Annotated in this window: 22 protein-coding genes; 15 read left to right on the plus strand and 7 right to left on the minus strand. The window is 69.4% G+C overall.

Translation table 11 applies throughout. The features are described 5' to 3' along the window. The first annotated feature begins 115 nt into the window (after positions 1-115). The 8 genes from ACFU8W_RS33290 to ACFU8W_RS33325 all read left to right on the plus strand — a co-directional run bounded on the left by ACFU8W_RS33290 (position 116) and on the right by ACFU8W_RS33325 (position 7,010). On the plus strand, positions 116-760 hold the full coding sequence (locus ACFU8W_RS33290; protein ID WP_384045197.1) for an HAD family hydrolase: 645 nt from the start codon (positions 116-118) through the stop codon (positions 758-760). 41 nt (positions 761-801) lie between these two features. Further along, the gene (locus ACFU8W_RS33295) at positions 802-2,001 is read left to right on the plus strand and encodes an MFS transporter (protein ID WP_384045200.1); all 1,200 of its coding nucleotides are present in this window, start codon (positions 802-804) and stop codon (positions 1,999-2,001) included. Continuing rightward, positions 1,970-3,142, plus strand: a complete 1,173-nt coding sequence (locus ACFU8W_RS33300; RefSeq protein ID WP_384045202.1) for an acetoin utilization protein AcuC — start codon at positions 1,970-1,972, stop codon at positions 3,140-3,142. Before ACFU8W_RS33295 ends, ACFU8W_RS33300 begins: the two co-directional genes overlap by 32 nt. Before the next feature lie 121 nt (positions 3,143-3,263). Then, entirely contained in the window at positions 3,264-4,079 is an 816-nt protein-coding gene (locus ACFU8W_RS33305; protein ID WP_345517528.1) for a phosphatase, read from the plus strand. 128 nt (positions 4,080-4,207) lie between these two features. Further along, on the plus strand, positions 4,208-4,423 hold the full coding sequence (locus tag ACFU8W_RS33310) for a helix-turn-helix domain-containing protein (protein WP_266984444.1): 216 nt from the start codon (positions 4,208-4,210) through the stop codon (positions 4,421-4,423). A 109-nt stretch (positions 4,424-4,532) separates the two neighbouring features. Next, the gene (locus ACFU8W_RS33315) at positions 4,533-4,631 is read left to right on the plus strand and encodes a 30S ribosomal protein bS22 (RefSeq protein ID WP_003948845.1); all 99 of its coding nucleotides are present in this window, start codon (positions 4,533-4,535) and stop codon (positions 4,629-4,631) included. A 213-nt stretch (positions 4,632-4,844) separates the two neighbouring features. Further along, on the plus strand, positions 4,845-5,939 hold the full coding sequence (locus tag ACFU8W_RS33320) for an NAD-dependent epimerase/dehydratase family protein (RefSeq protein ID WP_384045212.1): 1,095 nt from the start codon (positions 4,845-4,847) through the stop codon (positions 5,937-5,939). Positions 5,940-5,954: 15 nt separating this feature from the next. Continuing rightward, the gene (locus tag ACFU8W_RS33325) at positions 5,955-7,010 is read left to right on the plus strand and encodes a lysophospholipid acyltransferase family protein (RefSeq protein WP_384045215.1); all 1,056 of its coding nucleotides are present in this window, start codon (positions 5,955-5,957) and stop codon (positions 7,008-7,010) included. 97 nt (positions 7,011-7,107) lie between these two features. Here ACFU8W_RS33325 and ACFU8W_RS33330 read toward each other — a convergent pair whose 3' ends face one another. The 3 genes from ACFU8W_RS33330 to ACFU8W_RS33340 form a co-directional block, all read right to left on the minus strand. Next, on the minus strand, positions 7,108-8,295 hold the full coding sequence (locus tag ACFU8W_RS33330) for a DUF5667 domain-containing protein (RefSeq protein ID WP_384045218.1): 1,188 nt from the start codon (positions 8,293-8,295) through the stop codon (positions 7,108-7,110). Between the two features lie 210 nt (positions 8,296-8,505). Next, positions 8,506-9,282, minus strand: coding sequence for an ECF subfamily RNA polymerase sigma factor, BldN family (locus ACFU8W_RS33335; protein WP_030928170.1), 777 nt, complete (start codon positions 9,280-9,282; stop codon positions 8,506-8,508). 391 nt (positions 9,283-9,673) lie between these two features. Next, complete coding sequence (locus tag ACFU8W_RS33340; RefSeq protein WP_327245754.1) at positions 9,674-10,630, minus strand: HAD-IB family hydrolase; 957 nt, start codon at positions 10,628-10,630, stop codon at positions 9,674-9,676. Positions 10,631-10,788: 158 nt separating this feature from the next. Here ACFU8W_RS33340 and ACFU8W_RS33345 point away from each other — a divergent pair, with 158 nt between their 5' ends. The 7 genes from ACFU8W_RS33345 to ACFU8W_RS33375 all read left to right on the plus strand — a co-directional run bounded on the left by ACFU8W_RS33345 (position 10,789) and on the right by ACFU8W_RS33375 (position 20,471). After that, complete coding sequence (locus ACFU8W_RS33345; protein ID WP_384045221.1) at positions 10,789-11,064, plus strand: glutaredoxin family protein; 276 nt, start codon at positions 10,789-10,791, stop codon at positions 11,062-11,064. A gap of 272 nt (positions 11,065-11,336) precedes the next feature. After that, the gene (locus ACFU8W_RS33350) at positions 11,337-12,110 is read left to right on the plus strand and encodes a redox-sensing transcriptional repressor Rex (RefSeq protein ID WP_384045224.1); all 774 of its coding nucleotides are present in this window, start codon (positions 11,337-11,339) and stop codon (positions 12,108-12,110) included. Continuing rightward, positions 12,107-13,609 (plus strand): glutamyl-tRNA reductase, encoded by a 1,503-nt coding sequence (locus tag ACFU8W_RS33355; RefSeq protein WP_384045227.1) that lies wholly within the window; start codon positions 12,107-12,109, stop codon positions 13,607-13,609. The genes ACFU8W_RS33350 and ACFU8W_RS33355 overlap by 4 nt, the downstream gene beginning before the upstream one ends. Continuing rightward, a complete protein-coding gene (hemC, locus tag ACFU8W_RS33360) occupies positions 13,606-14,592 on the plus strand; it encodes a hydroxymethylbilane synthase (protein WP_384045230.1) in 987 nt (328 codons plus the stop codon). Before ACFU8W_RS33355 ends, hemC begins: the two co-directional genes overlap by 4 nt. Then, the gene (locus tag ACFU8W_RS33365; protein WP_345517536.1) at positions 14,589-16,256 is read left to right on the plus strand and encodes a bifunctional uroporphyrinogen-III C-methyltransferase/uroporphyrinogen-III synthase; all 1,668 of its coding nucleotides are present in this window, start codon (positions 14,589-14,591) and stop codon (positions 16,254-16,256) included. The genes hemC and ACFU8W_RS33365 overlap by 4 nt, the downstream gene beginning before the upstream one ends. 126 nt (positions 16,257-16,382) lie before the next feature. Next, the gene (gene hemB / locus ACFU8W_RS33370) at positions 16,383-17,381 is read left to right on the plus strand and encodes a porphobilinogen synthase (protein WP_384045233.1); all 999 of its coding nucleotides are present in this window, start codon (positions 16,383-16,385) and stop codon (positions 17,379-17,381) included. Between the two features lie 246 nt (positions 17,382-17,627). Further along, positions 17,628-20,471, plus strand: a complete 2,844-nt coding sequence (locus ACFU8W_RS33375; protein WP_384045236.1) for a right-handed parallel beta-helix repeat-containing protein — start codon at positions 17,628-17,630, stop codon at positions 20,469-20,471. 46 nt (positions 20,472-20,517) lie between these two features. Here the strand turns inward: ACFU8W_RS33375 and ACFU8W_RS33380 are convergent, their stop codons facing one another. The 4 genes from ACFU8W_RS33380 to ACFU8W_RS33395 form a co-directional block, all read right to left on the minus strand. Further along, the gene (locus ACFU8W_RS33380; protein WP_384045239.1) at positions 20,518-21,324 is read right to left on the minus strand and encodes a DUF4253 domain-containing protein; all 807 of its coding nucleotides are present in this window, start codon (positions 21,322-21,324) and stop codon (positions 20,518-20,520) included. Positions 21,325-21,411: 87 nt separating this feature from the next. Then, the gene (locus ACFU8W_RS33385; RefSeq protein WP_384045242.1) at positions 21,412-22,077 is read right to left on the minus strand and encodes a 1,4-alpha-glucan branching protein; all 666 of its coding nucleotides are present in this window, start codon (positions 22,075-22,077) and stop codon (positions 21,412-21,414) included. Between the two features lie 496 nt (positions 22,078-22,573). Beyond that, positions 22,574-23,380 carry a HEAT repeat domain-containing protein gene (locus ACFU8W_RS33390; RefSeq protein WP_384045245.1) on the minus strand — a complete coding sequence of 269 codons (807 nt, stop codon included), beginning with the start codon at positions 23,378-23,380 and terminating at the stop codon, positions 22,574-22,576. Positions 23,381-23,526: 146 nt separating this feature from the next. Beyond that, positions 23,527-24,876 carry an MFS transporter gene (locus tag ACFU8W_RS33395; RefSeq protein ID WP_384045248.1) on the minus strand — a complete coding sequence of 450 codons (1,350 nt, stop codon included), beginning with the start codon at positions 24,874-24,876 and terminating at the stop codon, positions 23,527-23,529. Between the last annotated feature and the right edge of the window lie 17 nt (positions 24,877-24,893).

Below are 24,893 nucleotides of genomic sequence, written 5' to 3' on the forward strand. Positions count from 1 at the left end.
TACTGCAGGGGGGACCCTGTGGGAGAGTAGGACGCCGCCGAACAATTATTCCGGGAAAGCCCCGTGCCCTTGTGGCACGGGGCTTTTCTGCGTTCTGAGCGTCTAGGCTCGAACCATGCGCTACGAACTGGTCATCTTCGACAACGATGGTGTGCTCGTCGACAGTGAGCCGATCTCCAACACCGTCCTCTCCGGCTACCTGACCGAGCTCGGTCACCCCACCTCGTACGAGGAATCGCTCCGTGACTACATGGGGTCGGCCGTGCACCGGGTGCACGACCTCGTCGAGGAAAGGACGGGAGAGAAGCTGCCCGCGGACTTCGACGAGACGCTCCACTCCCGGATCTTCGCCGCGTTCCAGGAGGAGCTGGAACCGGTCGAGGGCGTCGACGACGTGCTGGGAAAGCTCGTCGCCGACGGCGTGCCGTACTGCGTCGCGTCCTCCGGGAGCCACGAACGGATCCGGGTCGGGCACCGCAAGACCGGGCTCGACCAGTGGTTCGAGGAGGAGTGGATCTTCAGCGCGGAGGACGTCGGGCACGGTAAGCCGGCCCCCGATCTGTTCCTCCTTGCCGCTGAGCGGATGGGCGTTCCGCCCGAGAGGTGTGTCGTCATCGAGGACAGCCCGCTCGGGGTGGAGGCGGCGCGGGCCGCGGGGATGGATGTGTACGGGTTCACGTCGATGATGCCCGCCGACCAGCTCGCCGGGGTGACCGGGCACTTCTCCGACATGGCCCAACTGCGGGAAATGCTCGCCTGATCCATCTACCCATGGGTAGGCCAGGGCCCTACGCTGCGGCCATGACGGATGCGCGGTTGCGGCACGGTAGGGCCTCCTTGGCGTTGAGCTTCTTCGTGCAAGGGGTCACCTTTGCCCTGCTCGTGACGCGCATTCCTGCCATTCAGGACCGGTACGGGATATCCGACGGGCTGCTGCCCGTGTTCCTTGCCGCTGTGCCGATCCTGGCCGGTGTGGGCAGCGTGGTCACCGAGAAGGTGGTCGCGCGGGTACGGCCCCGGGTCGTACTGAGGTGGGCGCAGCCCCTTGTGCTGCTGGCGCTGCTCGGTGTCGGTGCCGGCAGCGAGCTGTGGCAGGCGGCCGTCGCGCTCGGGGTGTTCGGACTGTCCGTCGGGGCGCTCGACGCCTCCATGAACATGATGGGGGTCAGCCTTCAGCGGGCGTACGGACGCAGCATCATGCTGGGGTTCCACGCCGCGTACAGCCTGGGCGGGATCGCCGGGGCGTCGATGGCGTGGGCCGGGGCGCACTGGGATCTCACACTGCTTGTGTCGTACCTTCCCGCGGTCGTCCTGCTGCTGCCTGGCGCGTTCATCGGGAGCCGGTGGTACGTCGAGGGGAAGGCCGAGGACGACAGGCAGGAGACAGAGCGTCAGGGCGGCTCGGTCTCGTTCAAGCTGCTGATGCCGCTCTGTCTGGTGATGAGCTTCGCGTACATCGGGGACTCGACGGTCTCCAACTGGAGTGCGAAGTATCTGCAGGACGTGCTGGGGAGTTCCGAGCAGCTGTCGACCGTTCCGTACAACGTCTACATGGTGACGACGCTGCTCGGGCGGGCCGTGGGGGACTTCGGGGTGCGGCGGTTCGGGGCCGTGGCTGTCGTACGGTTCGGGAGTGTGCTGGCTGCGGCGGGTTTCGCGGTGGTGGCGGTGGCTTCCGGGGCGTGGATCGGGATGCTCGGGTTCACCATGCTGGGGCTCGGGCTCTGTGTGATCGTGCCGCAGACGTTCGCGGCTGCCGGGCGGATGTTCCCGGGGGCGAGCGATACGGCGATCGCCCGGCTGAATGTCTTCAACTATGTGGGGTTCCTGGTGGGGTCGCCTCTGGTGGGTGCGCTCGGGGATGCGTGGAGCTACCGGGGCGCGATGCTGGTCCCGATGGTGCTGGTGCTCGCCACGCTCGTGTACGCCAAGTCGTTCGGTTCGGAGCCTGCCCGATACGGTGGCGGGCATGAGCGGCCGCGCACAGTTGATGTGGGATGACGCAGTAACGGGATACGACTTCGGGGACGGTCACCCGATGGACCCCGTCAGGCTGGCCCTGACGATGGGGCTGGTGCGGGCCTTCGGTCTCGACAGCGTGGTGGATGTGGTGGCCGCCAAGCCGGCCGGGGAATCCACTCTGCGGCTCGTGCACCGTGAGGACTACGTGGCGGCCGTGCGCGCGGCCTCCGCGAATCCCAGGGCGGCCGATCAGAACTACGGGCTCGGGACGATGGACGATCCGGCGTTCGTGGGGATGCACGAGGTGTCGGCGCTGATCGCCGGGCAGTCGGTGGCCGCCGCCGAGGCGGTGTGGCGCGGGGACACCGCGCATGCGGTGAACTTCGCGGGCGGGCTGCACCATGCGATGCCGGGCGCTGCGGCGGGGTTCTGCATCTACAACGACCCGGCGCTCGCCATTGCCCGGCTGCTGGAACTGGGTGCGGAGCGGGTCGCGTACATCGATGTGGACGTCCACCACGGTGACGGGGTGCAGGCCGCGTTCTGGGAGGACCCGCGGGTTCTGACCGTGTCGCTGCACGAACATCCACGGACGCTGTTCCCGCAGACCGGCTGGCCGGAGGAGACCGGTTCCGGTGCGGGAGAGGGAGCCGCGGTGAATGTGGCACTGCCCGCCGGTACGGGTGACGCGGGGTGGCTGCGGGCGTTCCACGCGGTGGTACCGGAGCTGATCGCGGACTTCCGGCCGCAGGTGCTGGTGACCCAGCACGGGGCCGATACGCATTTCGAGGATCCGCTCGCGCATCTGGCGGTGTCGCTGGACGCGCAGCGGGCGGTCATGGAGTCGTGCCATGAGCTCGCCCACGCGCATGCGGAGGGCGGGCGGTGGGTGGCGCTCGGCGGGGGCGGGTATGCGGTCGTCGATGTGGTGCCGAGGTCCTGGACGCATCTGGTGGGGATCACCGCGCATGCGCCGGTGGACCCTGCGGCGGTGATTCCTGCCTCGTGGCGGGACGAGGTCTATGCCCGGACCCGGCAGCTGGGGCCGGCTCGGATGACCGACGGGCGTACGCCTTCGTGGCAGTCGTGGGAGACGGGGTACGACCCGGCGGACCGGCTGGACCAGGCGGTGCGGGCGACCAGGCGGGCGGCGTTCCCGTTGCGGGGGCTGCTGGCCTGAGGTGGGCGGGGGCGGTCCGGTTCGGCCGTTTCTGCGCGGTGGTGGGGACGAGTTACGCCAACTGTGGGGCCCAACCCCTCTTTTGGCCCTCCGTCCGGGTGATTGAGGCAGCATCGGCAGAGTGTTGAGCACCGGAGCGCTGCGCGCGCATCTGCTGGCGGCCCGGCTGGCCGGACCCGTGGCCACCTCGCGGGAGGTGAGTCTGCGGAGCTATCGGCTGTTCGCGGCCAGGGATCCGCGGGTGATGCTCGGGCTCGACCCCGCATGGGGGTGGAAGGAGCCGGATCTGCTTCGACTGATGGCTGACAAGTGCGGGGTTTCGAACGATCCCGCTCACGTTGCGGGTCCTGATGTGATCGATCCGGAGCGGACGTTGGCCGGTCTGGATGCGTTTGCCCAGCGGTTGTCGAGCGCGGCGGTCCGGAGGGCACCGGTGCTGTTCGGGACCGGTCATCCGCACCGGCTGCTCGGGTTCTACGTCGCGCTGGCAGACGCCATGTCGGCGGCGGGGTGCGCCGTACTCACCCCCGCGCAGGGGAGATGTATCGACATAACGACCCGGTTCGGCGTACGCACGTACAAGCTCGACTACGTACGGGGAGTCGCCATGGTGCGCGAACCGGGCGTGCGGCCCCACGGTAGTGAGCCGGGCGCACATACCCACTCGCCGCTGCCGGTCCGGGTGGCGCTGGAGGCGGCGGTGATGGTTCACGGGCGGCTTCCTGAGCTCGTCGTCGGGGACCATGGCTGGGTCTGCGGCGCAGGTCAGTTGGGCATTGAGGCAATCGGTCTGGCGGATACGGACGATCCCGCACTGTTCGTCGGGGAGGCCGAGGGGCGGGTTTCGGTCGCCGTTCCGCTCGACGACGCCGTGCGGTCCGCTCACTACCGGCCGCTTACTCGCTATGTACTCAATCGGGCGCGTCTGTCACAGTAGGCGGCCGATGGTCCCTCCTCTTCCCCACTCGCATCACCCGCCCCTAATCTGGGGAGTGAGCGCACAACGACGAAGAGTCACCGGAGGGGAAGCCGGTGCGCGTCTCGTGCGGAAGGTACAGGTGGGTCATGGCTGGTGCTGGCAGCGAGAGGCCTCTCAACGAGGTCAAGTTTCTGACCGTGGCGGAAGTCGCCTCGGTCATGCGCGTGTCGAAGATGACCGTGTACCGCTTGGTGCACAGTGGTCATCTGCCGGCGATCCGGGTGGGCAGGTCCTTCCGGGTCCCGGAGCAAGCGGTTCACGAGTATCTCCGCGAGTCCTTTGTGGGGGTGGAGTCCGCCTGACGGTCGCCTCGGATTACGTCCCTCACCCGGTGGCGGGTAGGCTAGGCCGACGTAGGTCGTGTGGGCCCAGACGCCCCGCACCAGTGAAGAGAAGTGAGCGAGGGTAGTCGTGGGCTCTGTTATCAAGAAGCGGCGCAAGCGGATGGCCAAGAAGAAGCACCGCAAGCTGCTCAAGCGCACGCGCGTTCAGCGTCGCAACAAGAAGTAAGCGAACGCAGTTCGTGAATCCGCAGCCCTCCCGCCAGTACGGCGGGAGGGCTGCGGTGCGTTTGCGGGAGGGGCCTCTGCGGGCGTGCCTGGGCCGTGTGACGCACATTTGGGCCAAAGACTCGGCAGAAGGCCGCCGCGCAGTCATCACAGGGCAACATCCACCCGCTACGGTGACGGCCAGGGGAAACCTCTTCGACGGAAGGCGCTGATCTTGGGGAAGGTCGTGCTCGTCACGGGAGCGGCCCGGCAACTGGGCGGCCGATTCGTGCGGCGCATCCAGCGTGATCCGGACGTGGACCGGGTGATCGCCGTCGACGCGGTCGCGCCCGCACACCAGTTGGGTGACGCCGACTTCGTACGTGTGGACATCCGCCGGCCCGCGATCGCCAGAGTCCTTGCCGCGCACGCCGTCGACACGGTCGTGCATCTGGACGTGAGCGGCAAGGCGCTCGGAGCGGGTGGCCGGACCACCGTCAAGGAGACCAACGTCATCGGCACCATGCAATTGCTCGGTGTCTGCCAGAAGTCGCCGACGGTCCGGCGGCTGGTGGTCAAGTCCAGTACGAGTGTGTATGGCTCCGCGCCGCGCGATCCGGCGGTCTTCACCGAGACCACCCCACCCAAGTCCCTGCCGAGTGGGGGCTTCGCGAAGGACGCCGTGGAGGTCGAGGGATACGTACGGGGCTTCGCTCGCCGCCGGCCCGACGTGGCCGTGTGCGTGCTGCGGTTCGCGAACATCCTCGGGCCGGACGCGGACTCGCCGCTCGCCGACTACCTGGCACTGCCCGTGCTGCTGACGGTGTTCGGGTACGACCCGCGGCTCCAGTTCGTGCATGAGGACGATGTCATCGACGTACTGAGGATCGCCTCGCACGAGCCGCGGCGCGGGACGCTGAACAGTGGCACGTTCAATATCGCCGGCGACGGGGTGCTGCTGCTCTCGCAGTGCGCGCGACGGCTCGGGCGGCCGACGATGCCGGTGCTGCTGCCCGCCGTCACCTGGGTGGGGCAGGCGCTTCGTACGGTCGGCATGACGGACTTCTCGCCGGAGCAGATCCGGCTGCTCACGCATGGCAGGGTGGTCTCCACTGTCCAGATGCGCGAGACGCTGGGCTTCCACCCGGGATTCACCACCTCGGAGACGTTCGCCGCGTTCGCGGGCAGCCTGGGCCCCGGACTGCTGCCGCCCGGGACGGTGGGCAGGGCCGTCGACCGGCTGGCGGCGATGCCGTTCGCCGGCGGGACCGGCGAGGTTCCGGTGATCACCGGGGCAGGCGACACACAACCGACCCCCGGCGTCAGGTAGAGGAGCGCACCGACGATGGCGGATGCCAAGGTCATTCCGTTCGATGACGACCGTTCACGGTCGGGTGGCGCGCAGCGTTCCGCCCGCCGGCGGGCGGCGGCGGGGCCCGCTGTGGGCACCGCCGCCCTCAGTGCCCTGCCGGGGCAGCACGACACCGTGCAGGCGCAGGAGGTGGGACAGGGGGGCGGGGAACCCGTGGGGGGTGCGCAGGCTCAGGAAGGGGCTCGGCGCGGCAGCTGGGACCGGCGGATCGCGAGTGGGCTCGCGTTTCTGCGGCGGCGGGTCACCGGTGAGTACGAGGTCGACGAGTTCGGGTACGACAAGGAGCTCACCGATCAGGTTCTGATGTCGGTGCTGAGACCGATGTACGAGAAGTACTTCCGGGTCGAGGTGAAGGGCATCGAGAACATCCCGTCGGACGGCGGGGCACTGGTCGTGGCCAACCACTCGGGGACGTTGCCGCTGGACGGGCTGATGCTTCAGGTCGCCGTGCACGACACCCACCCGGCCGACCGGCATCTGCGGCTGCTCGCCGCGGACCTGGTGTTCGTGATGCCGGTGGTGAACGAACTGGCCAGGAAGGCCGGCCACACGCTGGCCTGCGCGGAGGACGCGGAGCGGCTGCTGAGGCAGGGCGAGGTCGTCGGGGTGATGCCGGAGGGCTTCAAGGGCATCGGCAAGCCGTTCGGCGATCGGTACAAGCTGCAGCGGTTCGGGCGGGGCGGCTTCGTGTCGACGGCGCTGCGGGCCGGGGTGCCGATCGTGCCGTGCTCGATCGTGGGGGCGGAGGAGATCTACCCGATGATCGGCAACGCGAAGACGCTGGCACGGGTGCTGGGGATTCCGTACTTCCCGATCACGCCCACGTTTCCCTGGCTGGGACCGTTGGGTGCGGTTCCGCTGCCGACGAAGTGGACGATTCAGTTCGGTGAGCCGATTTCCACGGACGGGTATCCGGTGGAGGCGGCGGAGGATCCGATGCTGATGTTCAACTTGACGGATCAGGTGCGGGAGCAGATTCAGCACACGCTGTACAAGTTGTTGGTTCAGCGGCGGTCGGTGTTCTTCTGACGGTGCGTGCGCCCGGGGCGTCCGGGGGCCGGTTTGTCCTCAATCGCCGGGCAGGCTTGATGTGCCGGCGATTGAGGACGGTTGGGCCACGGGTCCGCTAGTCGTCTGCGCTCTCGTTGTTGATTCCCAGGCCTGGGAGCAGCCCGGGGAGCAGCGGGGGCAGTGTGATGTCCGGGGTGGGTGAGGTGGATCCCCTGCCCGTTGTGGACGGGGTGGCGCCCGGTGACGGGGGGTCCAGGAGGCCGCTCGCGCCTGCGATCAGGCCGTCGGCCGGGGTGGAGGGCGAACCGGACGGGTCCGGGATGCCGGTGTCGCCCCGCCGGCCCTGTGAGGCGTCGGGGGACGAGGGCGCCGGGCTGTCCATGAGGGACGGGTCGTCGGACTGCTGCGACGAGCCGGACTCTTGCGAGTCGGTGATCCGGTCCGGCGTGACGGGCAGCAGGGACTGCAGTGGTGCGACCTCTTGGTCTATGGCCTCGAAGACCGAGCTGACCTCGTCCCCGACGTCCGTCAGCTGGACCGGCAGGCGGTCGCGCAGGCTGCTCCAGCTTCCGCGGTGGTTGCGGGAGAAGGAGTCCAGGGTCTGGATCGGGCCGAGTGTTCCGTCGCGCTGGTACGCGGCGTGGAGCAGGCGGTGGCCCTCGGTGGCGTCGTGCGTCATGCCGTTCAGCGTGCGCCTGATCTCGCCCAGTGATTCGTGGTCCAGATCGCCCACGCGGTCGCGTTCCATGAGCCTGCGGGCCTCGCTCAGCCGCGTCGATGCCTGGTCGAGGTAGACCTTGCCGCGGTCGGTATCGCCGTTGGCCATACCGAGGTGGATGTCCTCCATGCCACGCTTCAGCCCGTACAGCGAATCACCCGGAAGGGCGTCGGAACTGGCAGCGGCTACTCCGCCGAAGGCTCCCGCGGCCACGCCGACGGTGAGCCCGCCGGCGGCGAGACCCTTTGTCCAGCGGGAGCGGGGGCGCAGTTTTCGGAGCGGGGAGGCCCGGTGGGCCCCCTTGCTCCGTTGTTCAGGCACCGTAGGGCCCGTGGACGCGCCGCCCTCGGCAAACATGGCCTCCATGGCGGCCACGAGCTGCGCTCGCTGCACCACTTTGACCTGGGGATCCAACTCCGGTCTCGGCAGCTCACCGAGGCCGTTCGCCAGGGCCAACAGCGTTCCGTGGTCGGCCGGTTCGGCCGGTTCCTCGGGCTGTACGGCCGCCGCACCCTGGAGTTCCTGCTCCTCCAGGGCCTGGGCGAAGGCGTTCGCCCGCCGGTGTGCCGAAACGTTTGCGATCACTGGCGGCACCTCCTCTCGTCATGACGGTCGACTCCCCTGGGGGTCCGGAAGGTTGCACACCTTGAGCGCTTCCACACGAAAGAGTGAGTGTCGGCGGACATGGAGTGACGACAGGGGGCCTGCAACCGGCACAACGAGTGGCGCGGCACTTGGGTTACGCACGAAAGATGATCGGACCAGTGCGTGATCGGGGAGTCGCCGAGGGTGTTCTCAGCGGGCATCGTCGGGCAGCAGCCGGGCAAGGGTGCGGACGGCGCGGTACTGCAAGGTCTTGATCGCGCCCTCGTTCTTGCCCATCACGCGGGCCGTCTCGGCGACCGAGAGGCCCTGCAGGAAGCGCAGCGTCACGCACTCCTGCTGCTGGGGGTTGAGTCGGCGCACGGCTTGCAGCAGCGCGGCGTTGGAGAGGGACTCCAGGACGGAGTCCTCGGGGCTGCGCTCGACCTCGTTGGCGTCGAGCATTTCGCCGGTGGTCACTTCCAGCCGGAACCGACTGGACTTGAAGTGGTCGGCGACCAGGTTGCGGGCGATCGTGACCAGCCAGGCGCCGAAGTCGCGGCCCTGCCAGGTGAAGGTGGAGATGCGACGCAGGGCGCGCAGGAAGGTCTCACTGGTGAGGTCCTCCGCCGTCGCCTTGCCGCCCACCCGGTAGTAGATGTACCGGTAGACGGTGTCGCTGTACTGGTCGTAGAGGCGGCCGAAGGCGTCAGCCTCTCCGGCCTGTGCGCGCTCGACGAGATCCATCATGCGCGCGCTGTCGCTGTCGGCGGTCGGCCGACGAACGGTGGACGTGGTCGTTGCGCCGCGGTTGCTGCGTCTTCCGACCGCCGCACCGCGTTCGGCCAGGGCGTAGCAAGGGCCGACAGGTGCAGGGGTGGCAAAGGCGGGTACGGCGTACGCGGTGGGGACGAAGCCGCGCAAGCGGTCGGCGACCGTTGCGCGCAGCGTAGCCAGGCCCGAGGCGTCAACCCCGACGTGTGGGTACACGGGACTCCCAGAGGCAGAGCTTCCATCACGTGCAGTGCGAAACCGTCACTCGTCGTAGTGAGCGGAGGTTCCGGAATGCGTCTGAGGAGAATAACGCTTCGTACAGGCAGTGCTACACCCAGTTGCTCAAATCATCGATTCCGTCGCTTCTGTGGCGACTATGCGACGCATCAGGTAGCACATCGTGACCGGTTATTGATCGGATTACTTCGTGATCTGGCTGCGGCCGCGACGGGTTGTGGTCGGGTGCGCGCAATCCGACTGGCGGGAGCAGTCGGTGGGTAAGGGGTCCCGATTGGTGGCGCGGCCGGGCGTGGCCCGGCCCCCCGAGGCGGGGGCCGGGCCACATGGTCGGTGCGTCGGTGCGTCGGTGCGTCGGTGCGTCCGCGGGTCAGCGACGGCGGCGGTGCAGGGCGACTGCGGCCGCGGTGCCGCCCGCGAGAGCGCCGACACCGGCGGCGGCCGGGATGCCGACCTTGGCCGCCTTGCGGCCCGTGCGGTAGTCGCGCAGCCGCCAGTCCAGGGCCCGGGCGTGCTTGCGGAGCTTGGTGTCCGGGTTGATCGCGTACGGGTGTCCGACCAGGGACAGCATCGGGATGTCGTTGTGCGAGTCGCTGTACGCCGCGCAACGCGCCAGGTCGAGGCCCTCGGCGGCGGCCAGGGCGCGGACCGCCTCGGCCTTCGCGGGCCCGTGCAGCGGTTCGCCGACCAGGCGGCCGGTGTAGACACCGTCGACGGACTCGGCGACCGTGCCGAGCGCGCCGGTCAGGCCGAGGCGGCGGGCGATGATCGTGGCCGTCTCCACCGGGGCGGCGGTGACCAGCCAGACCCTCTGTCCGGCGTCGAGGTGGGCCTGGGCGAGGGCGCGGGTGCCGGGCCAGATGCGGTCGGCCATGTACTCGTCGTAGATCTCCTCGCCGATGGACATCAGCTCGGAGACGCGGTGGCCCTTGACGATGGACAGGGCGCTGTCGCGGGCGTCCTGCATGTGTTCCGGGTCCTCGACGCCGGCCAGTCTGAACCAGGCCTGCTGCCAGGCGAACCGGGTCAGCTCACGGCGCTGGAAGAACTTGCGCTTGTACAGGCCGCGGCCGAAGTGGAAGATCGCCGCGCCCTGCATGACGGTGTTGTCCAGGTCGAAGAAGGCGGCGGCCCGTTCGTCGCCGACGACCGGGAAGGCCGGTTCCGGCTCCTCGGTCGTGACGGGGGCCGTGCCGGTGGATCGTCCGGCGGGCTGTTCGGCGGGGAGTGACGACTTCCGCGCTGCCTCGGCTGCTGCCTCGCCTGCCAGCACGCTCCGTGCTGTCGCGGAACGCCTACGGGGTGTGAGCCATCCAAGAGCGGCCATGTCGTGAGCATAGCCAGTCCGTTCGGCCTTTCCCGACGTGCCGGGATGCGGTGGCGTGAACTCTCGGGGACCGAATTGTTAAACGGGCGATTCCGGGCGTAACGGATCGGCGCCCGACGGCCTCCGGAAACGGTGGGCGGGCGGCGCAGAATAAAGACATGAGTGCCTTGTTGCGTCGCACGAAGAAGAAGCCCGCGGACCGTGTCGTGACCCTGGTCGGGAAACCCGGTTGTCACCTCTGTGACGACGCGCGGCTGGTGGTGAGGAAGGTCTGCGAGGAGACCGGCGCGTCCTGGGAGGAGAAGGACATCACCCAGGACGAGGAGCTGCACCGGGAGTACTGGGAGCAGATTCCGGTCGTCCTCATTGATAACGAACAGCACACATTCTGGCGTGTGGACCCGGCGAGGCTGCGCAGCGCACTGCTTTCCTGAGTGAAACCCGGTTACCATCGTGGGCGTTTTGAGTGGTCTCGGGGGTGTAGTTGTGAGGAGTGTGTACCGCCTTGCCCCCTTCGGGCCTGCAACGGGCTGATGCGATCCATGGTTCCGGGATCGCGCGACGAATGTGCGTGACCCCGGTCACTTTGACCGGACAAAACGGACACCATCTTTGTGCACGCGTTCACAAAGACATAGCCTGCATTCGACGGGGCGGTCTTGGAACATATGGCCGCCTGCAGCCCCGCTCATCCCGCAGGAGCACCGTGGCAACTGGCCGAACTCACCGACCGGCGACCCGTAGCCGAGGAATCCCCGAGGCCACCGTCGCCCGGCTTCCGCTGTATCTCCGCGCACTGACCGCGCTCTCCGAGCGCTCGGTCCCCACGGTCTCGTCCGAGGAACTCGCCGCGGCGGCGGGGGTCAACTCCGCCAAGCTGCGCAAGGACTTCAGCTACCTCGGGTCGTACGGGACGCGCGGCGTCGGCTACGACGTCGAGTATCTCGTCTACCAGATCTCCCGTGAGCTCGGGCTCACCCAGGACTGGCCGGTCGTCATCGTCGGTATCGGTAACCTCGGCGCCGCGCTCGCCAACTACGGCGGCTTCGCCTCCCGTGGCTTCCGGGTCGCCGCGCTGATCGACGCCGACCCGGCGATGGCCGGTACGCCCGTCGCCGGCATTCCCGTCCAGCACGCCGACGAGCTGGAGAAGATCGTCACCGACAACGGCGTGTCGATCGGTGTCATCTCGACCCCGGCCGGTGCCGCGCAGCAGGTCTGCGACCGGCTCGTCGCCGCGGGCGTGACCTCCATCCTGAACTTCGCGCCGACGGTGCTCTCCGTGCCCGACGGCGTCGACGTCCGCAAGGTCGACCTGTCGATCGAGCTCCAGATCCTTGCCTTCCACGAGCAGCGGAAGGCGGGCGAGGAAGCCGTCGGCGGGAGCAGCGTCGACCCGGCCGCGCCGCCCGTGCGCGCCGTCACGGACAGCAGCCGGAAGGGACCCGACGGGGACGTTCCCGCCGTGATGCCGGCATGAGTCTTCTTGTCGTAGGACTGAGCCACCGCAGCGCCCCCGTCTCCGTACTGGAGCGGGCCTCGCTGGCTGCCGGGACGCAGGCCAAGCTGCTGCAGGACGTCCTTGCCGCGGAGCCCGCGGCCGAGGCCGCCGTCCTGGCCACGTGCAACCGCATCGAGCTGTACGCCGACGTGGACAAGTTCCACGCCGGTGTTGCCGAGCTGTCCACGCTCCTCGCCCAGCACAGCGGGGTCGGGCTGGACGAGCTCACTCCGTATCTCTATGTGCACTACGAGGACCGGGCCGTCCACCACCTCTTCTCGGTGGCGTGCGGGCTGGACTCGATGGTCGTCGGCGAGGGCCAGATCCTCGGCCAGATCAAGGACGCGCTGGCGCTGGGGCAGGAGCTCCACACGGCCGGCCGGCTGCTGAACGACCTGTTCCAGCAGGCCCTGCGGGTCGGTAAGCGTGCCCACAGCGAGACCGGGATCGACCGGGCCGGGCAGTCGCTCGTCACCTTCGGTCTGCAGCAGCTCGCCGACGGCGTCGATGTCGCCGTCTGGGCGAAGGGCAAGCGTGCCCTGGTGATCGGCGCCGGTTCGATGTCCTCGCTGGCTGCCGCCACGCTGGCTCGTGCCGGTGTCGCCGAGATCGTCGTCGCCAACCGGACCCGGGCCCGCGCCGACCGGCTCGTCGAGATCCTGCATCAGCCCGGCGGTACGGGAGTGACCGCCCGCGCCGTGGAGATGGCCGCGGTCTCCGACGAACTGACACGTGCCGATGTCGTCGTCTCCTGCACCGGTGCGACCGGTCTCGTGCTGACCGCCGAAGCCGTCGCCGGAGCGCTCGGGCTGCCCTTCGACGCAGCCGTCACCGCGCCCCCGGCGCCCGCCGTGCCGACCGCCGACCTGGATCAGCACGCCGCGTGGGTGGAGAACGGCTCAGCCACCACGACCGCGCAGGTGCAGACCGTCCGCCGGGCCACCGTGCCCGCGCAGTCCCAGTCCGCCGGGCCGGTCAGGCTCGCCCTGCTCGACCTCGCGATGCCGCGTGACATCGACGGCGCCTCGACGCGCCTCGACGGTGTACGCCTCGTCGACATCGAGTCGCTCGCCGAGGCGTCCGCGGACGCCCCGATGGCCGCGGATGTGGACCAGGTGCGCACCATCGTCGCCGACGAGGTCGCCGCGTTCGGTGCCGCCCAGCGCGCCGCCCACATCACGCCGACCGTCGTCGCCCTGCGCACGATGGCCGCGGATGTGGTGGCCGGCGAGATCGCACGGCTCGACGGACGCCTCCCCGACCTGGACGAGAAGCAGCGCGCCGAGATCACGCAGACCGTGCGCCGCGTCGTCGACAAGCTCCTGCACGCGCCCACCGTGCGGGTCAAGCAGCTCGCCAGCGAGCCCGGCGGCGCCGGGTACGCCGATGCGCTGCGGGAACTCTTCGACCTCGACCCGCAGACGGTCGCCGCCGTCTCCCGGGCAGACCTGAACGACCCGAATAGAGGGCGGTCATGACCGACAACTCATCCCAGCGGGCGCAGGCCGACGCGCCGCTCCGGCTGGGCACCCGGCGCAGCAAACTCGCCATGGCGCAGTCCGGCCTCGTCGCCGACGCGATCAGCGAGGTGACCGGGCGCGCCGTCGAGCTCGTCGAGATCACCACGTACGGAGATGTCTCCCGCGAGCACCTCGCGCAGATCGGCGGCACCGGTGTGTTCGTCGCGGCGTTGCGGGAGGCGCTGCTGCGCGGTGAGGTGGACTTCGCCGTCCACTCGCTGAAGGACCTGCCGACCGCGCAGCCCGAGGGTCTCGTCCTCGCCGCTGTGCCGGTGCGCGAGGACCCGCGCGACGTGCTGGTGGCGAGGGACGGGCTGACCTTCGAGCAGCTGCCGTCCGGTGCCCGCATCGGCACGGGTTCGCCCCGACGCATGGCGCAGCTCAACGCGTACGCCCGTAGCCATGGCCTCGACATCGAGACCGTGCCGATCCGCGGCAACGTCGATACGCGTATCGGATTTGTACGAAGCGGTGAACTGGACGCGGTGGTTCTTGCCGCGGCCGGGCTCAGCCGCCTCGGCCGGATCGGTGAGGTGACCGACTTCCTGCCGGTCGACACCGTTCTGCCCGCTCCCGGCCAGGGAGCACTGGCGATCGAATGCGCTGCAGCCAGCGCGGACCTCGCCGCAGCACTCGCCGAGCTCGACGACCCGTACACCCGGGCCGCCGTGACCGCCGAGCGCGCCCTGCTCGCCGCCCTGGAGGCCGGCTGCTCCGCACCTGTGGGTGCGCTGGCCGACCTCCTGGTCGACGGACAGGTTGTCAACGAACTGCGCCTGCGCGGTGTCGTCGGTTCCACCGACGGTTCCTCGCTGGTACAGATGTCCACCACCGGTCCCGTCCCCACGTCGCCCGACGACGCGGCGGCCCTCGGTCGCGAGCTCGCGACCGAGATGCTTGCCAAGGGTGCGGCCGGTCTTATGGGGGAGCGAGCACTTTGAGCCCCACCGGCCCCGCCGCATCCGACTTTCCGGTCCTGCCCGCAGGGCACGTCACCTTCCTCGGCGCCGGTCCCGGCGATCCGGGACTGCTGACTCTGCGCGCTGTCGAGGCGCTCGCGAGCGCGGACGTCCTTGTCGCCGAGCCGGACGTTCTCGGCGTCGTCCGCGGCCATGCGCGGGCAGGCGTAAGCACGCCCGAGCTGGCGGTTGTTGACGTGACGTCAACAGCCGCCGGGGTGCCCGTTCTCAGGGACGCGGCCAATCTTGTCATGGAGGCCGCGAAGGGCGGCAGGCGGGTCGTCCGTGCCGTCTCCGGGGACCCGGGCCTGGACGGGAACGCGGGCGCGGAGATGCTCGCCTGTGCCGCGGCCGGCGTTCCCTTCGAGGTCGTGCCAGGTGTCGCGAACGCCGTCGGCGTGCCCGCGTACGCCGGTGTGCCGCTGCGTGATGCGCAGGGCGCCGACGTCCGGTTCGTCGATGCCCGGACCGCGTCGGACCGCTGCTGGGCCGAGGTCGGAGCGAGCGATGCCACGGCGGTCGTCTCGACGACGCTGGACTCGGTCGCGGCCGCCGCGGGCGAGCTGGTCTCGGCGGGCCGCAAGCCCGACACCCCGCTGACCGTGACGGTCGCGGGTACGACGACGCGCCAGCGCACCTGGACGGCGACCCTCGGGACGATCGCCCAGGTCCTGAAGCAGGCGAAGGTGCTGCCGTCGCCGGACGGGCACCAGCCGGTCATAGCCGTGGTCGGTGAGCGCAGCTCCGCCGCCCAGCGCGACCAGCTCTCGTGGTTCGAGTCCAAGCCGCTCTTCGGCTGGAAGGTGCTCGTGCCGCGGACGAAGGAGCAGGCGGCGTCGCTCTCCGACCAGCTGCGTTCGTACGGCGCCGTGCCGCACGAGGTCCCGACGATCGCCGTCGAGCCGCCGCGTACGCCCCAGCAGATGGAGCGCGCGGTCAAGGGTCTCGTCACGGGCCGCTACGAGTGGATCGCCTTCACCAGCGTCAACGCGGTCAAGGCGGTCCGGGAGAAGTTCGAGGAGTACGGGCTCGACGCCCGTGCCTTCGCCGGGATCAAGGTCGCCGCGGTCGGTGAACAGACCGCCGCCGCACTGATCGATTTCGGGGTGAAGCCGGACCTGGTGCCGTCCGGTGAGCAGTCCGCCGCCGGTCTGCTGGAGGACTGGCCGCCGTACGACCCGGTCTTCGACCCGATCGACCGTGTCTTCCTGCCGCGCGCCGACATCGCCACGGAGACGCTCGTCGCCGGCCTCATCGAGCTGGGCTGGGAGGTCGACGACGTCACCGCGTACCGCACGGTCCGCGCCTCGCCGCCGCCGTCCGACACCCGTGAGGCGATCAAGGGCGGCGGTTTCGACGCGGTGCTCTTCACCTCGTCGTCGACCGTCCGGAACCTGGTCGGTATCGCGGGCAAGCCGCACAACGTGACCGTCATCGCGTGCATCGGCCCCGCCACGGCGAAGACCGCGGAGGAGCACGGTCTGCGGGTCGACGTGCTCTCCCCGGAGCCGTCGGTGCACAAGCTGGCCGAGGCGCTCGCCGAGTTCGGCGCGCAGCGCCGGGAGGCGGCGAAGGAGGCCGGTGACCCGGTGACGCGGCCGAGCGAGCGGCGTCCGGGTGCGCGCAGGCGTCGTACGACGACCTGACCGGCCCGTTCGGGGGTGTTCAGGGGCTCGGTTGCTTCGGCGGCCGGGCCCCTGCCCGTTCTCCGGTCCGTTTTTCCGGCACGGGTGTCGGTAAGAGGGTGATGTGTACGGGTCTATCGTCGAAGGATGACTGTGTACGGAAACTTCCCCGGCTCCCGCCCCCGGCGGCTGCGGACGACCCCGGCGATGCGACGGATGGTCGCCGAGACACGGCTCGACCCGGCGAACCTGATCCTGCCCGCGTTCGTACGCGAGGGCATCACGGCGCCCGTCGCCATCTCGGCCATGCCCGGTGTCCAGCAGCACACCCTGGACACCCTGCGGAAGGCCGCGGTCGACGCGGTCTCGGCCGGGGTGTCCGGGATCATGCTCTTCGGTGTTCCGGCGGACGAGAAGAAGGACGCCCGGGGGACGGCGGGCACCGACCCGGACGGCATCCTTCAGGTCGGTCTGCGCGCGGTGCGCGAAGAGGTCGGTGACGACCTCGTCGTCATGTCGGACCTGTGCCTCGACGAGTACACGGACCACGGTCACTGCGGCGTCCTGACCGCCGACGGCCGCGTCGACAACGACGCCACCCTCGAGCGGTACGCCGAGATGGCCCAGGTCCAGGCGGACGCGGGCGCCCATGTGGTCGGCCCCAGCGGCATGATGGACGGCCAGGTCGGCGTCATCCGTGACGCGCTCGACCAGACGGGCCACGAGGACGTTTCGATCCTCGCCTACACGGCGAAGTACTCGTCGGCGTTCTACGGGCCGTTCCGTGAGGCGGTCGGCTCCTCGCTCAAGGGCGACCGCAAGACGTACCAGCAGGACCCGGCGAACACCCGCGAGTCCCTGCGCGAGCTGGCGCTCGACCTCGAAGAGGGCGCCGACATGGTCATGGTCAAGCCGGCCGGCCCGTACCTGGACATTCTGGCGAAGGTCGCCGACTCGGTGGACGTGCCGGTCGCCGCGTACCAGATCAGCGGCGAGTACGCGATGATCGAGGCCGCCGCCGAGAAGGGCTGGATCGACCGCGACGCGGCGATCATGGAGAGCCTGACCGGGATCCGGCGCGCGGGTGCGCAGATGATCCTGACGTACTGGGCGACGGAGGTCGCGCAGCGGCTCGGGCGGCGCTGAGCAGACGCATTCTCGAAGCGGCCCGGCCCACGGAGTTCCCGTGGGCCGGGCCTTCGTGCGTTCGGGCGGAGCTCTTCCGGAAGCTCTGTTGCGATCCTGGGCGTCCCAACCTCTTGACGGTCATCCGATGTATTTATAGCTTTCGGCGCGGTAATCCCCGTACAACTCGCAGAAGTTGGGCGCAGACATTGGATGCCTGACTTCCCTGGAAAGCCGACCCGACGTGACCGTCGATGAGGAGTGCCCATGCGCACCGTCCCAGGCCTGTGTCCCGGCCGCCGAACCCCGGCCTCAGCGCTGACTTCCGTCGTGGCCGTCGCCGCGATGGGCGTCGGGCTGGTTGTACTGCCCGTCGCCCCTGCCGCCGCCGGGAGCGGGGCGCCGATCGTCTTTCATGTCTCACCCACCGGCAGTGACAAGGCCAAGGGGTCGGCGGCCAAGCCGTTCCAGACGCTGGAGCGGGTTCAGAAGGCCGTCCGCACATCGCTTCGTACGGCGGTGCGTCAGGGAAGACCGGTCGATGTCGTGGTGCACGGCGGTACGTACCGGGTGCAGTCCACGCTGAGATTCGGCGCCGCCGACTCGGGTACCGCGAGAGCCCCGGTCCGCTATGCCGCGGCGCCCGGCGAGCGTGTCGTCATCAGCGGCGGCCGCTCTCTCGCACCCCAGTGGCGCTCCTACTCGGGCGCCGTCGAGGTCGCCGACATCGGAGCCGGCCTCGACTTCGACGGGCTCTTCCTCGACGGGGAGCGGCAGACGCTTGCCCGCTACCCGAACCACGACCCGGACACGGCGATCCTCGGTGGGTACGCATCCGACGCCGTCTCCGCGCAACGCGTGGCCCGTTGGAAGAATCCGACGACGGCTCTCGTGCGTGGTCTGCACAACGGCATGTGGGGCGGGAACTCCTTCAAGGTCACGGGCGTGAAGGCGGACGGCACGCCGGAGCTTGCCTGGGTCGGTGACAACAACCGGGGCAGCGGTCTGCACGGTACGTACCGCATGGTCGAGAACGTCTTCGAGGAGCTCGACGCGCCCGGCGAGTGGTTCTACGACAAGCCCGCCGGGAAGCTCTACTTCCATCCCCCCGAGGGCGTCGATCCCGCGAAGGCGCGTGTCGAGACGGCAGAGCAGAACGAATTGATCCGAGTGGAGGGCGATAGTCCGGGCGACGCCGTCCACCATCTGACCTTCTCCGGCTTCACCTTCACCCAGACCCATCGCACGCTGTTCAACCAGCCGTACGAGAAGCTCCAGCTCGGCGACTGGGCATTCGCGCGAGCGGCTGCGGTCCATCTGAAGAACACCGAGAACGTCGTGGTGAGCGACTCGCACTTCGACCAGGTGGGCGGCAACGCGGTACTCGTCGACGGGTACAACAGCCGTGACGCCGTCTCGGGCAATGAGTTCAGCCACTCCGGAGCCTCCGATGTCGCTGTCATCGGCAGTCCTGACGCGGTCCGCGAGCCGTCCACCTGGGACAGCATGCGCAGGACCATCAGCGACACCCAGCCGGGACCGAAGACCGAGAACTACCCCCGCGACATCAGCATCCGCGACAACTACATGCACGACAACGGTCAGTTCGAGAAGCAGACCTCCGGCGTGCAGATATCGATGAGCCGCCGCGTCACCGTCGACGGCAACACCATCCACGACGGTCCCCGTGCATGCGTCGACATCAACGACGGCACGTGGGGCGGGCACCTCATCGAGAACAACGACATCTTCAACTGCGTGAAGGAGACGTCCGACCACGGGCCGTTCAACTCCTGGGGCCGCGACCGCTTCTGGCCGCTGACCGCCGACGACGCGACGAAGAAGTCGTACGCAGGACTGGACGCCATGGAGACGACCGTCATCCGCCACAACCGGATCCGGCACTCCTCGCACTGGGACATCGACCTCGACGACGGCAGCTCCAACTACCTCATCGAGGACAATCTGCTGCTCAACGGCGGGGTCAAGCTGCGCGAAGGCTTCCACCGGACCGTACGCAACAACGTGTTCGTCAACGGCGGCGCGCACTTCCATGTCTGGTTCGCGGACAGTGGCGATGTCGTCGAGAAGAACGTCTTCGTCACCGATGCCCCCTACAGCCTGATCCAGGTCGACATGGCCAGGAGCAAGCCCGTCATCAACGACAACCTGTTCTGGAACAACGGGAAGAGCGTCCAGGGGATCGGCGACGCCTGGCGCGCCCAGGGGCTGGACACCCGGTCGGTGATCGCCGACCCGAAGTTCACGGGCGCCTCCCCCTTCGACGACCCGAAGAAGCTCGACTACACCGTCGGGTCCGATTCTCCCGCGCTGGCGCTCGGCTTCCGCAACATCGCGATGGACGGCTTCGGCAAGGCCGGTTCCCCCACGCCGCCGCCGCTCACCTGGCCCACCGTGCCTCCCGCCACCGACACCCTCGACGCCTTCCCGGAACCGCTGCTGGGCGCCCCGGTGACGCGGATCCACTCCGACGCGATCAAGTCCGCCACGGGCCTGACCGACACCAACGGTCTGCACCTGGCCTCCGTGCCGAACACCTCGGAGGCGTACCGGCAGGGGCTGCGCGCCAATGACGTCATCAGAGAGATCGGAGGCCGCCAGGTCACCGACCGCAACAGTTTCTGGCTCGTGTACAACCAGGCGGCTCCCGGCACCGACGTTCCACTGAAGGTCTGGCGCAACCAGACATCGGCCGACGTGACCCTGCGCAAGCCCGTCGACGGCGAGCAGATCAACAACACCTCAGGGGTTGTGTACACGGGCGCCGGATGGGACTGGAAGAACAAGTCCCGGGGCGGGGCCGGTGGATGGGCCGACGACGTGCATGCCACGCAGGCCCCGGGCGACTCCTTCGAGCTCGCCTTCAACGGCACCGCGATCGACCTCATCACCCAGGTCAACACCGACGAGGGCGAGGTCGAGCTCTTCCTCGACGGCCGGTCCGTCGGCACGATCGACAACTACAACGCCACTCGCGTGCACCAGAAGACCGTCTTCAGCGCGACCGGGCTGGCACCCGGAATCCACACCCTCAAGGGCGTCATGAAGACGGGCGACTACATGATCGTCGACAGTTTCAGGATCCACTAGCGGGAGAGGGGGCCGGGACCTGGGGCGAGGTCCCGGGCCCCGGCCCTCAGTCCCACCAGAACGACCAGGACTCCTTGCCCAGCACGTACTGGTCCGCGTAGGCGCGTAGGGTGTCCGGGGTGTTGTGGGCGATGTTGTCGGGGCAGAACGCGAAGTGCTCGGCGGCGACCGCCACCGCCTCGTCGACAGTGGTGGGCGGTGTGGCCACCGAGACGGTCAGGTGGTCGAAGCCGAGCGCCACGACCCGTATGCCGAAGCGGTCCTCCCAGGACCGGAGCACCGCACAGAGCCGCGCCACGTCGTTCTCGTAATTGAGCGGGCCCGTCCAGCCGATCGCCGCCGGTATGTCCGCGCTGCGCCGGGCGGGCACCAGGGCCGCGCGGGCTCCCGGCATCCGGCTGTCCTCGGCGGTGAGCCGGGCGACGATCCCGGCGGCCCGTTCCTCCGCGTCGACGGTGTCGCTCACGGACGGGTCGGGTGCGAGGCCCGGCCAGTCCGGGCCGAACGGCTCGATCGCGGCGCCTTCGAGTTCGTCCTCCGCGTACTCCTCCCAGAGTTCGCCCAGCACCTCTTCGGCGTCGTGATCGCCGGGGTACGACGTCATGCCGGGGCTGAGCTCCCAGTTCTCGGGCCACTCACCGCGTGTCCCGCCGTCCAGCAGTACGGGGAGCAGCCCGACCGCCCTGCCTTCGGCGAGCAGTCGCGGCCAGGTGTCCGGGGTCGCGGGCCCGTCCGCGTACCAGAGCAGCGGTTCGTGCCACGGGCCGTCGTGCGTCTCGTCCACCAGTGTGCCGGGCGGGAGTTGGAGCCCGGATGTGACCAGGGACGGAAGCGGGTTCGGGAGCGTCGCCATGACGGCGACTCTAGACGCGGTCACTGACAGCGGTGGGGCGCGGCCGGCCTTCGCGCCCGCCTGCGGCCGCCCCGGTGCCCAAGTGGGCTACGGGCGTGCGTGAACGACGGCGAACGCGGTGCGCGCCGTGGTGCCGTCGGGCATCGGCGCGTCCGCGGTGACGTGGCCGAGTACCTGCCCCTCGGTGTCCTGACCGGGCCGGAGAACGCGGTTGATGTGAATGGTCAGGCGGCGTCCGTCGGATGCTGTCTCCACGAGGAGGTCCGTACCGTCCGGGTCGTCGCTCACGGTCGTGGAGGCGATCGCCGTCGTGACGCCGGACTCCGCGAACCAACCGCTGACGGAAGGGTCGGGGGTGTGGCTCGTGCTCTGCATCTGCGGCTCGGCCTTGCCGACGATCAGCGCGAACAACTGGGCGACGAGAACCGGGTCACGCGTCCCGTCGTACACCCACCGTTGCCCCAGCTCCCCGTGCTCGGTCATGCCGATGAGTGCCGCGTCGGCGCCCGCGACCGGTGCGCCACGGTAGGTGAACGGCACCTGGTACGTGACCGGGCGGTCCCCCGACGTGTCGGTGACCGCCATGAATTCGATCCCGACTTCGCCCTCCGGGTCGTCCAGCCGGAATCCGCCGGACTTCACCAACTCGGGCTGTTGCCCTGCCTTGCCGCGGTACCACGGCTGCGCGGGCAGCCAGTCGGCGAGGAGTTCCAGCTTGCTGGGTGTCAGCGTGGTGTGGTGGATGAAAGCCATGACGGTGGTATCCCTCCCGTGGGCTCAGACGAGTCGCCGGCCGACGGCGAGTCGGCGAAGGCCGGCCGAGCGGCGGGGGGCGACGGTATTCCCTCAGTGTTGAGAGCCTGCGTCCGCAGCATCGCATACCTCTGCGCAAGGAGGCCGATCTCGTCCGGGTCGGAGATGAGTTGGCTGCCGCGCCGAGTTTCGGTGCAGGCGATTTGTCGGTAGCCCGGAGTCTCCGGAGGAGCAGTTGCCGACTGGGGTTCGGTGTGCGACTGGATGACGTACTGCTCTGTGTGAGCGAGCCGGCCACCAACGCGCTGGTGTACGGGGGTGACCGCGACGGCCGCTCCCGAGGTGGCCCTCGGCGATGCCGTGCTGCACCGCCGCTGATCCTCGGTGCGGGTGAGCGGCTCGTCGTAGGGAGCGCGGCTGTGCCGGGCCGCGGCTCGCTTCGTGGCGCGGGCGGTGGCGGGTCGGGGCTGTGGGTCGGCCGTGGCCGCCCGAGCCGTCAGGGCTGTTCGGACCGGGTGTGCTCGACGGCCTCCCGGACATCCGCGTCGGGGTCCTGTCCGAGCCGGTGGAGGAGTTCCTTGACACCCGGTGTCGACCAGTTGGCGACGGCCTCGACGAGGGCCACGCGGACCCGTGGGTCCGGGTGGTCCCCGAGGCGGGCCAGCTGGTCGACCGGCCCGCGTCGGCGCAGACCGAACCAGTGGAGGGTCTCGGTGAGCGCGGTGGGGTCGCCGGGGTTACCCGCTGCGGCGATCCGGCGGAGGAGGACCGGGGTGGCGGGGGCCGGGCCGTCGAGGGGGTGCGGGCGGCGTTCGCGCAGGCGTTGTGAGCCGTATTCGCCGCGCACTCTGCATCCGTAACAGGTGCAGGGTGTCCTGCCGTTGGAGTCGGGGAAGTAGCGCCATCCGTTCACCTGGCTGACGGCGCGGAGCCGGTGCACTTCGCGTTTGGTGACGGCTCTGGGGACGAACACTTCCCAGCCGCGTGGGTCGTCCAGGGCGGCGATGCGGCGTACGGCTTCGCTCGCTGTGGTTGCCGTGGGTCCTCGGCCGGGGCGGTCGTTGTAGCGGCCGACCGTGACGGGTTCGTCGTCCGGCAGGCGGATGTGTACGGCGACGAGGCCGCGGGGACCGCCGTGCCGGGCGAGTTCGCGCAGCCACTGGTGGGTGAGGGTGTACGACGGGAGGACCGGGAAGCAGAACAGGCCCCGCGATCCGTCGCGGCCGTGGCTGATGGCCCGTATCCCGGAGCGGCGGATGCGGGCCGCGTTCGCGGTGGGTGTCAGGTGCACGAACATCGCCATGGGGCCGATGCTAGTGCCGTGACCGCCAAGAGAGCTGCGGTCGCATGGCTCGACCGGGTCCGTACGGTTCCGTTGTGCCTCGATCGCCGGACGGGCTTGAAATTCAAGGCCGTCCGGCGATGGAGGACACGGCGTGGCCGCAGGTCCTACGAGGCGGTCTGTACCGCCTGCCGGGCCGGGTCCGGCGTACGGTCGTCGGACGGTGGCGTGCCGAGTCGACGCAGGCGCGCCGTGCAGGCGATGCCGATCGCCGAGATCACCATCAGCATCACGGCCGGCGGCCAGTAGTGGCCGCCCGCAGCCGCCGCGAGGGAGACCGCGGCCAGCGGTGCGAGGCCACCGAAGATCATGTTGCAGATCTGGTAGGAGAGGGAGATGCCGGTGTAGCGGACGTGCGGGGCGAAGCCCTCGACGAGGATCGATGCGATGGGCCCGTACAGCGCGGACATCACCAGGCGCATGGCCAGCATCATCAGCCAGATGAGGAAGACGCTGCCGGTGCCCAGCACCATGAACTGCGGCACGGCGAGGACGACGACGCCCGCCAGGCCGGCGATCACGACCTTGTGCGGTCCGACCCGGTCGGCGAGCCAGGACAGCCAGGGCGTGACGAGGAGTTCCAGGAAGGCCGCCAGGGTGAGGCCGTTCAGCAGCATGGACTCCGACAGGTGGAGGTCTCCGGTGCCGTACGAGAGCAGGAAGCTGGTGACGACGTAGTAGCCGCCGGTCGCGGTGGCCAGTGCGAAGACGCCGATGAGGACCGTCCGCCAGGCCTTCTGGAAGACCTCCACGACGGGCAGCTTGGCCGCCCCTTCCTCCTTTGCCTCCTGTTCCTTGCGCACCTCCTCCATGACCGGGGACTCCTCCAGCTTGACCCGGACGATCAGGCCCACGACCACCAGCACGGCGGAAGCCAGGAACGGCACGCGCCAGCCCCAGCTCATGAACGCGTCGTCGCCGAAGAGGTTCATCAGGCTGAAGGCGCCCGTGGAGAGCAATGCGCCGACGGATGATCCGAGTTGGGCGAACGATCCGAAGAAGGCGGCCTTGCCGCGCGGGGCGTTCTCCACGGCGATCAGTACCGCGCCGCCCCACTCCCCGCCGATCGCGATGCCCTGGACCAGGCGCAGCACGATCAGCAGGATCGGGGCGAGGGCGCCGACCTGGGCGTACGTGGGCAGCAGGCCGATGGCGAAGGACGCGACGCCCATCATCACCAGCGTGATGACCAGGGTCTTCTTGCGCCCGACGCGGTCACCGATGTGTCCGAAGACGATGCCGCCGAGCGGTCGCAGCAGGAAGCCGATGGCGAAGGTCGCGAAGGCGGACAGGGTCCTGAGGTACGGCGACATCTCCGGCGGGAAGAACACGTCGTTGAAGATGATCGCCGCTGCGGTGGCGAACGCGTAGAAGTCGTACCACTCGATGGAGGTCCCGGCCAGTGCCGCGACGGCGGCTCTGTACGGGCTCTTATCGGTGCTGGGCTGCGGGGACATGGGGCCTCCGGGGGCGG

The sequence above is a fragment of the Streptomyces sp. NPDC057565 genome (assembly GCF_042801455.1).
GTDB lineage: Bacteria > Actinomycetota > Actinomycetes > Streptomycetales > Streptomycetaceae > Streptomyces > Streptomyces yanii.

Excerpts from the sequence above, each read along its gene's own strand:
- ACFU8W_RS33385 (WP_384045242.1), bottom strand. The coding sequence starts at position 22,077 with ATGGCTTTCATCCACCACACCACGCTGACACCCAGCAAGCTGGAACTC.
- hemC (WP_384045230.1), top strand. The coding sequence starts at position 13,606 with ATGACCGACAACTCATCCCAGCGGGCGCAGGCCGACGCGCCGCTCCGG.
- ACFU8W_RS33310 (WP_266984444.1), top strand. The coding sequence starts at position 4,208 with ATGGCTGGTGCTGGCAGCGAGAGGCCTCTCAACGAGGTCAAGTTTCTG.
- ACFU8W_RS33395 (WP_384045248.1), bottom strand. The coding sequence starts at position 24,876 with ATGTCCCCGCAGCCCAGCACCGATAAGAGCCCGTACAGAGCCGCCGTC.
- ACFU8W_RS33325 (WP_384045215.1), top strand. The coding sequence starts at position 5,955 with ATGGCGGATGCCAAGGTCATTCCGTTCGATGACGACCGTTCACGGTCG.
- ACFU8W_RS33340 (WP_327245754.1), bottom strand. The coding sequence starts at position 10,630 with ATGGCCGCTCTTGGATGGCTCACACCCCGTAGGCGTTCCGCGACAGCA.
- ACFU8W_RS33380 (WP_384045239.1), bottom strand. The coding sequence starts at position 21,324 with ATGGCGACGCTCCCGAACCCGCTTCCGTCCCTGGTCACATCCGGGCTC.
- hemB (WP_384045233.1), top strand. The coding sequence starts at position 16,383 with ATGACTGTGTACGGAAACTTCCCCGGCTCCCGCCCCCGGCGGCTGCGG.
- ACFU8W_RS33375 (WP_384045236.1), top strand. The coding sequence starts at position 17,628 with ATGCGCACCGTCCCAGGCCTGTGTCCCGGCCGCCGAACCCCGGCCTCA.
- ACFU8W_RS33295 (WP_384045200.1), top strand. The coding sequence starts at position 802 with ATGACGGATGCGCGGTTGCGGCACGGTAGGGCCTCCTTGGCGTTGAGC.
- ACFU8W_RS33290 (WP_384045197.1), top strand. The coding sequence starts at position 116 with ATGCGCTACGAACTGGTCATCTTCGACAACGATGGTGTGCTCGTCGAC.
- ACFU8W_RS33345 (WP_384045221.1), top strand. The coding sequence starts at position 10,789 with ATGAGTGCCTTGTTGCGTCGCACGAAGAAGAAGCCCGCGGACCGTGTC.
- ACFU8W_RS33390 (WP_384045245.1), bottom strand. The coding sequence starts at position 23,380 with ATGGCGATGTTCGTGCACCTGACACCCACCGCGAACGCGGCCCGCATC.
- ACFU8W_RS33300 (WP_384045202.1), top strand. The coding sequence starts at position 1,970 with ATGAGCGGCCGCGCACAGTTGATGTGGGATGACGCAGTAACGGGATAC.
- ACFU8W_RS33355 (WP_384045227.1), top strand. The coding sequence starts at position 12,107 with ATGAGTCTTCTTGTCGTAGGACTGAGCCACCGCAGCGCCCCCGTCTCC.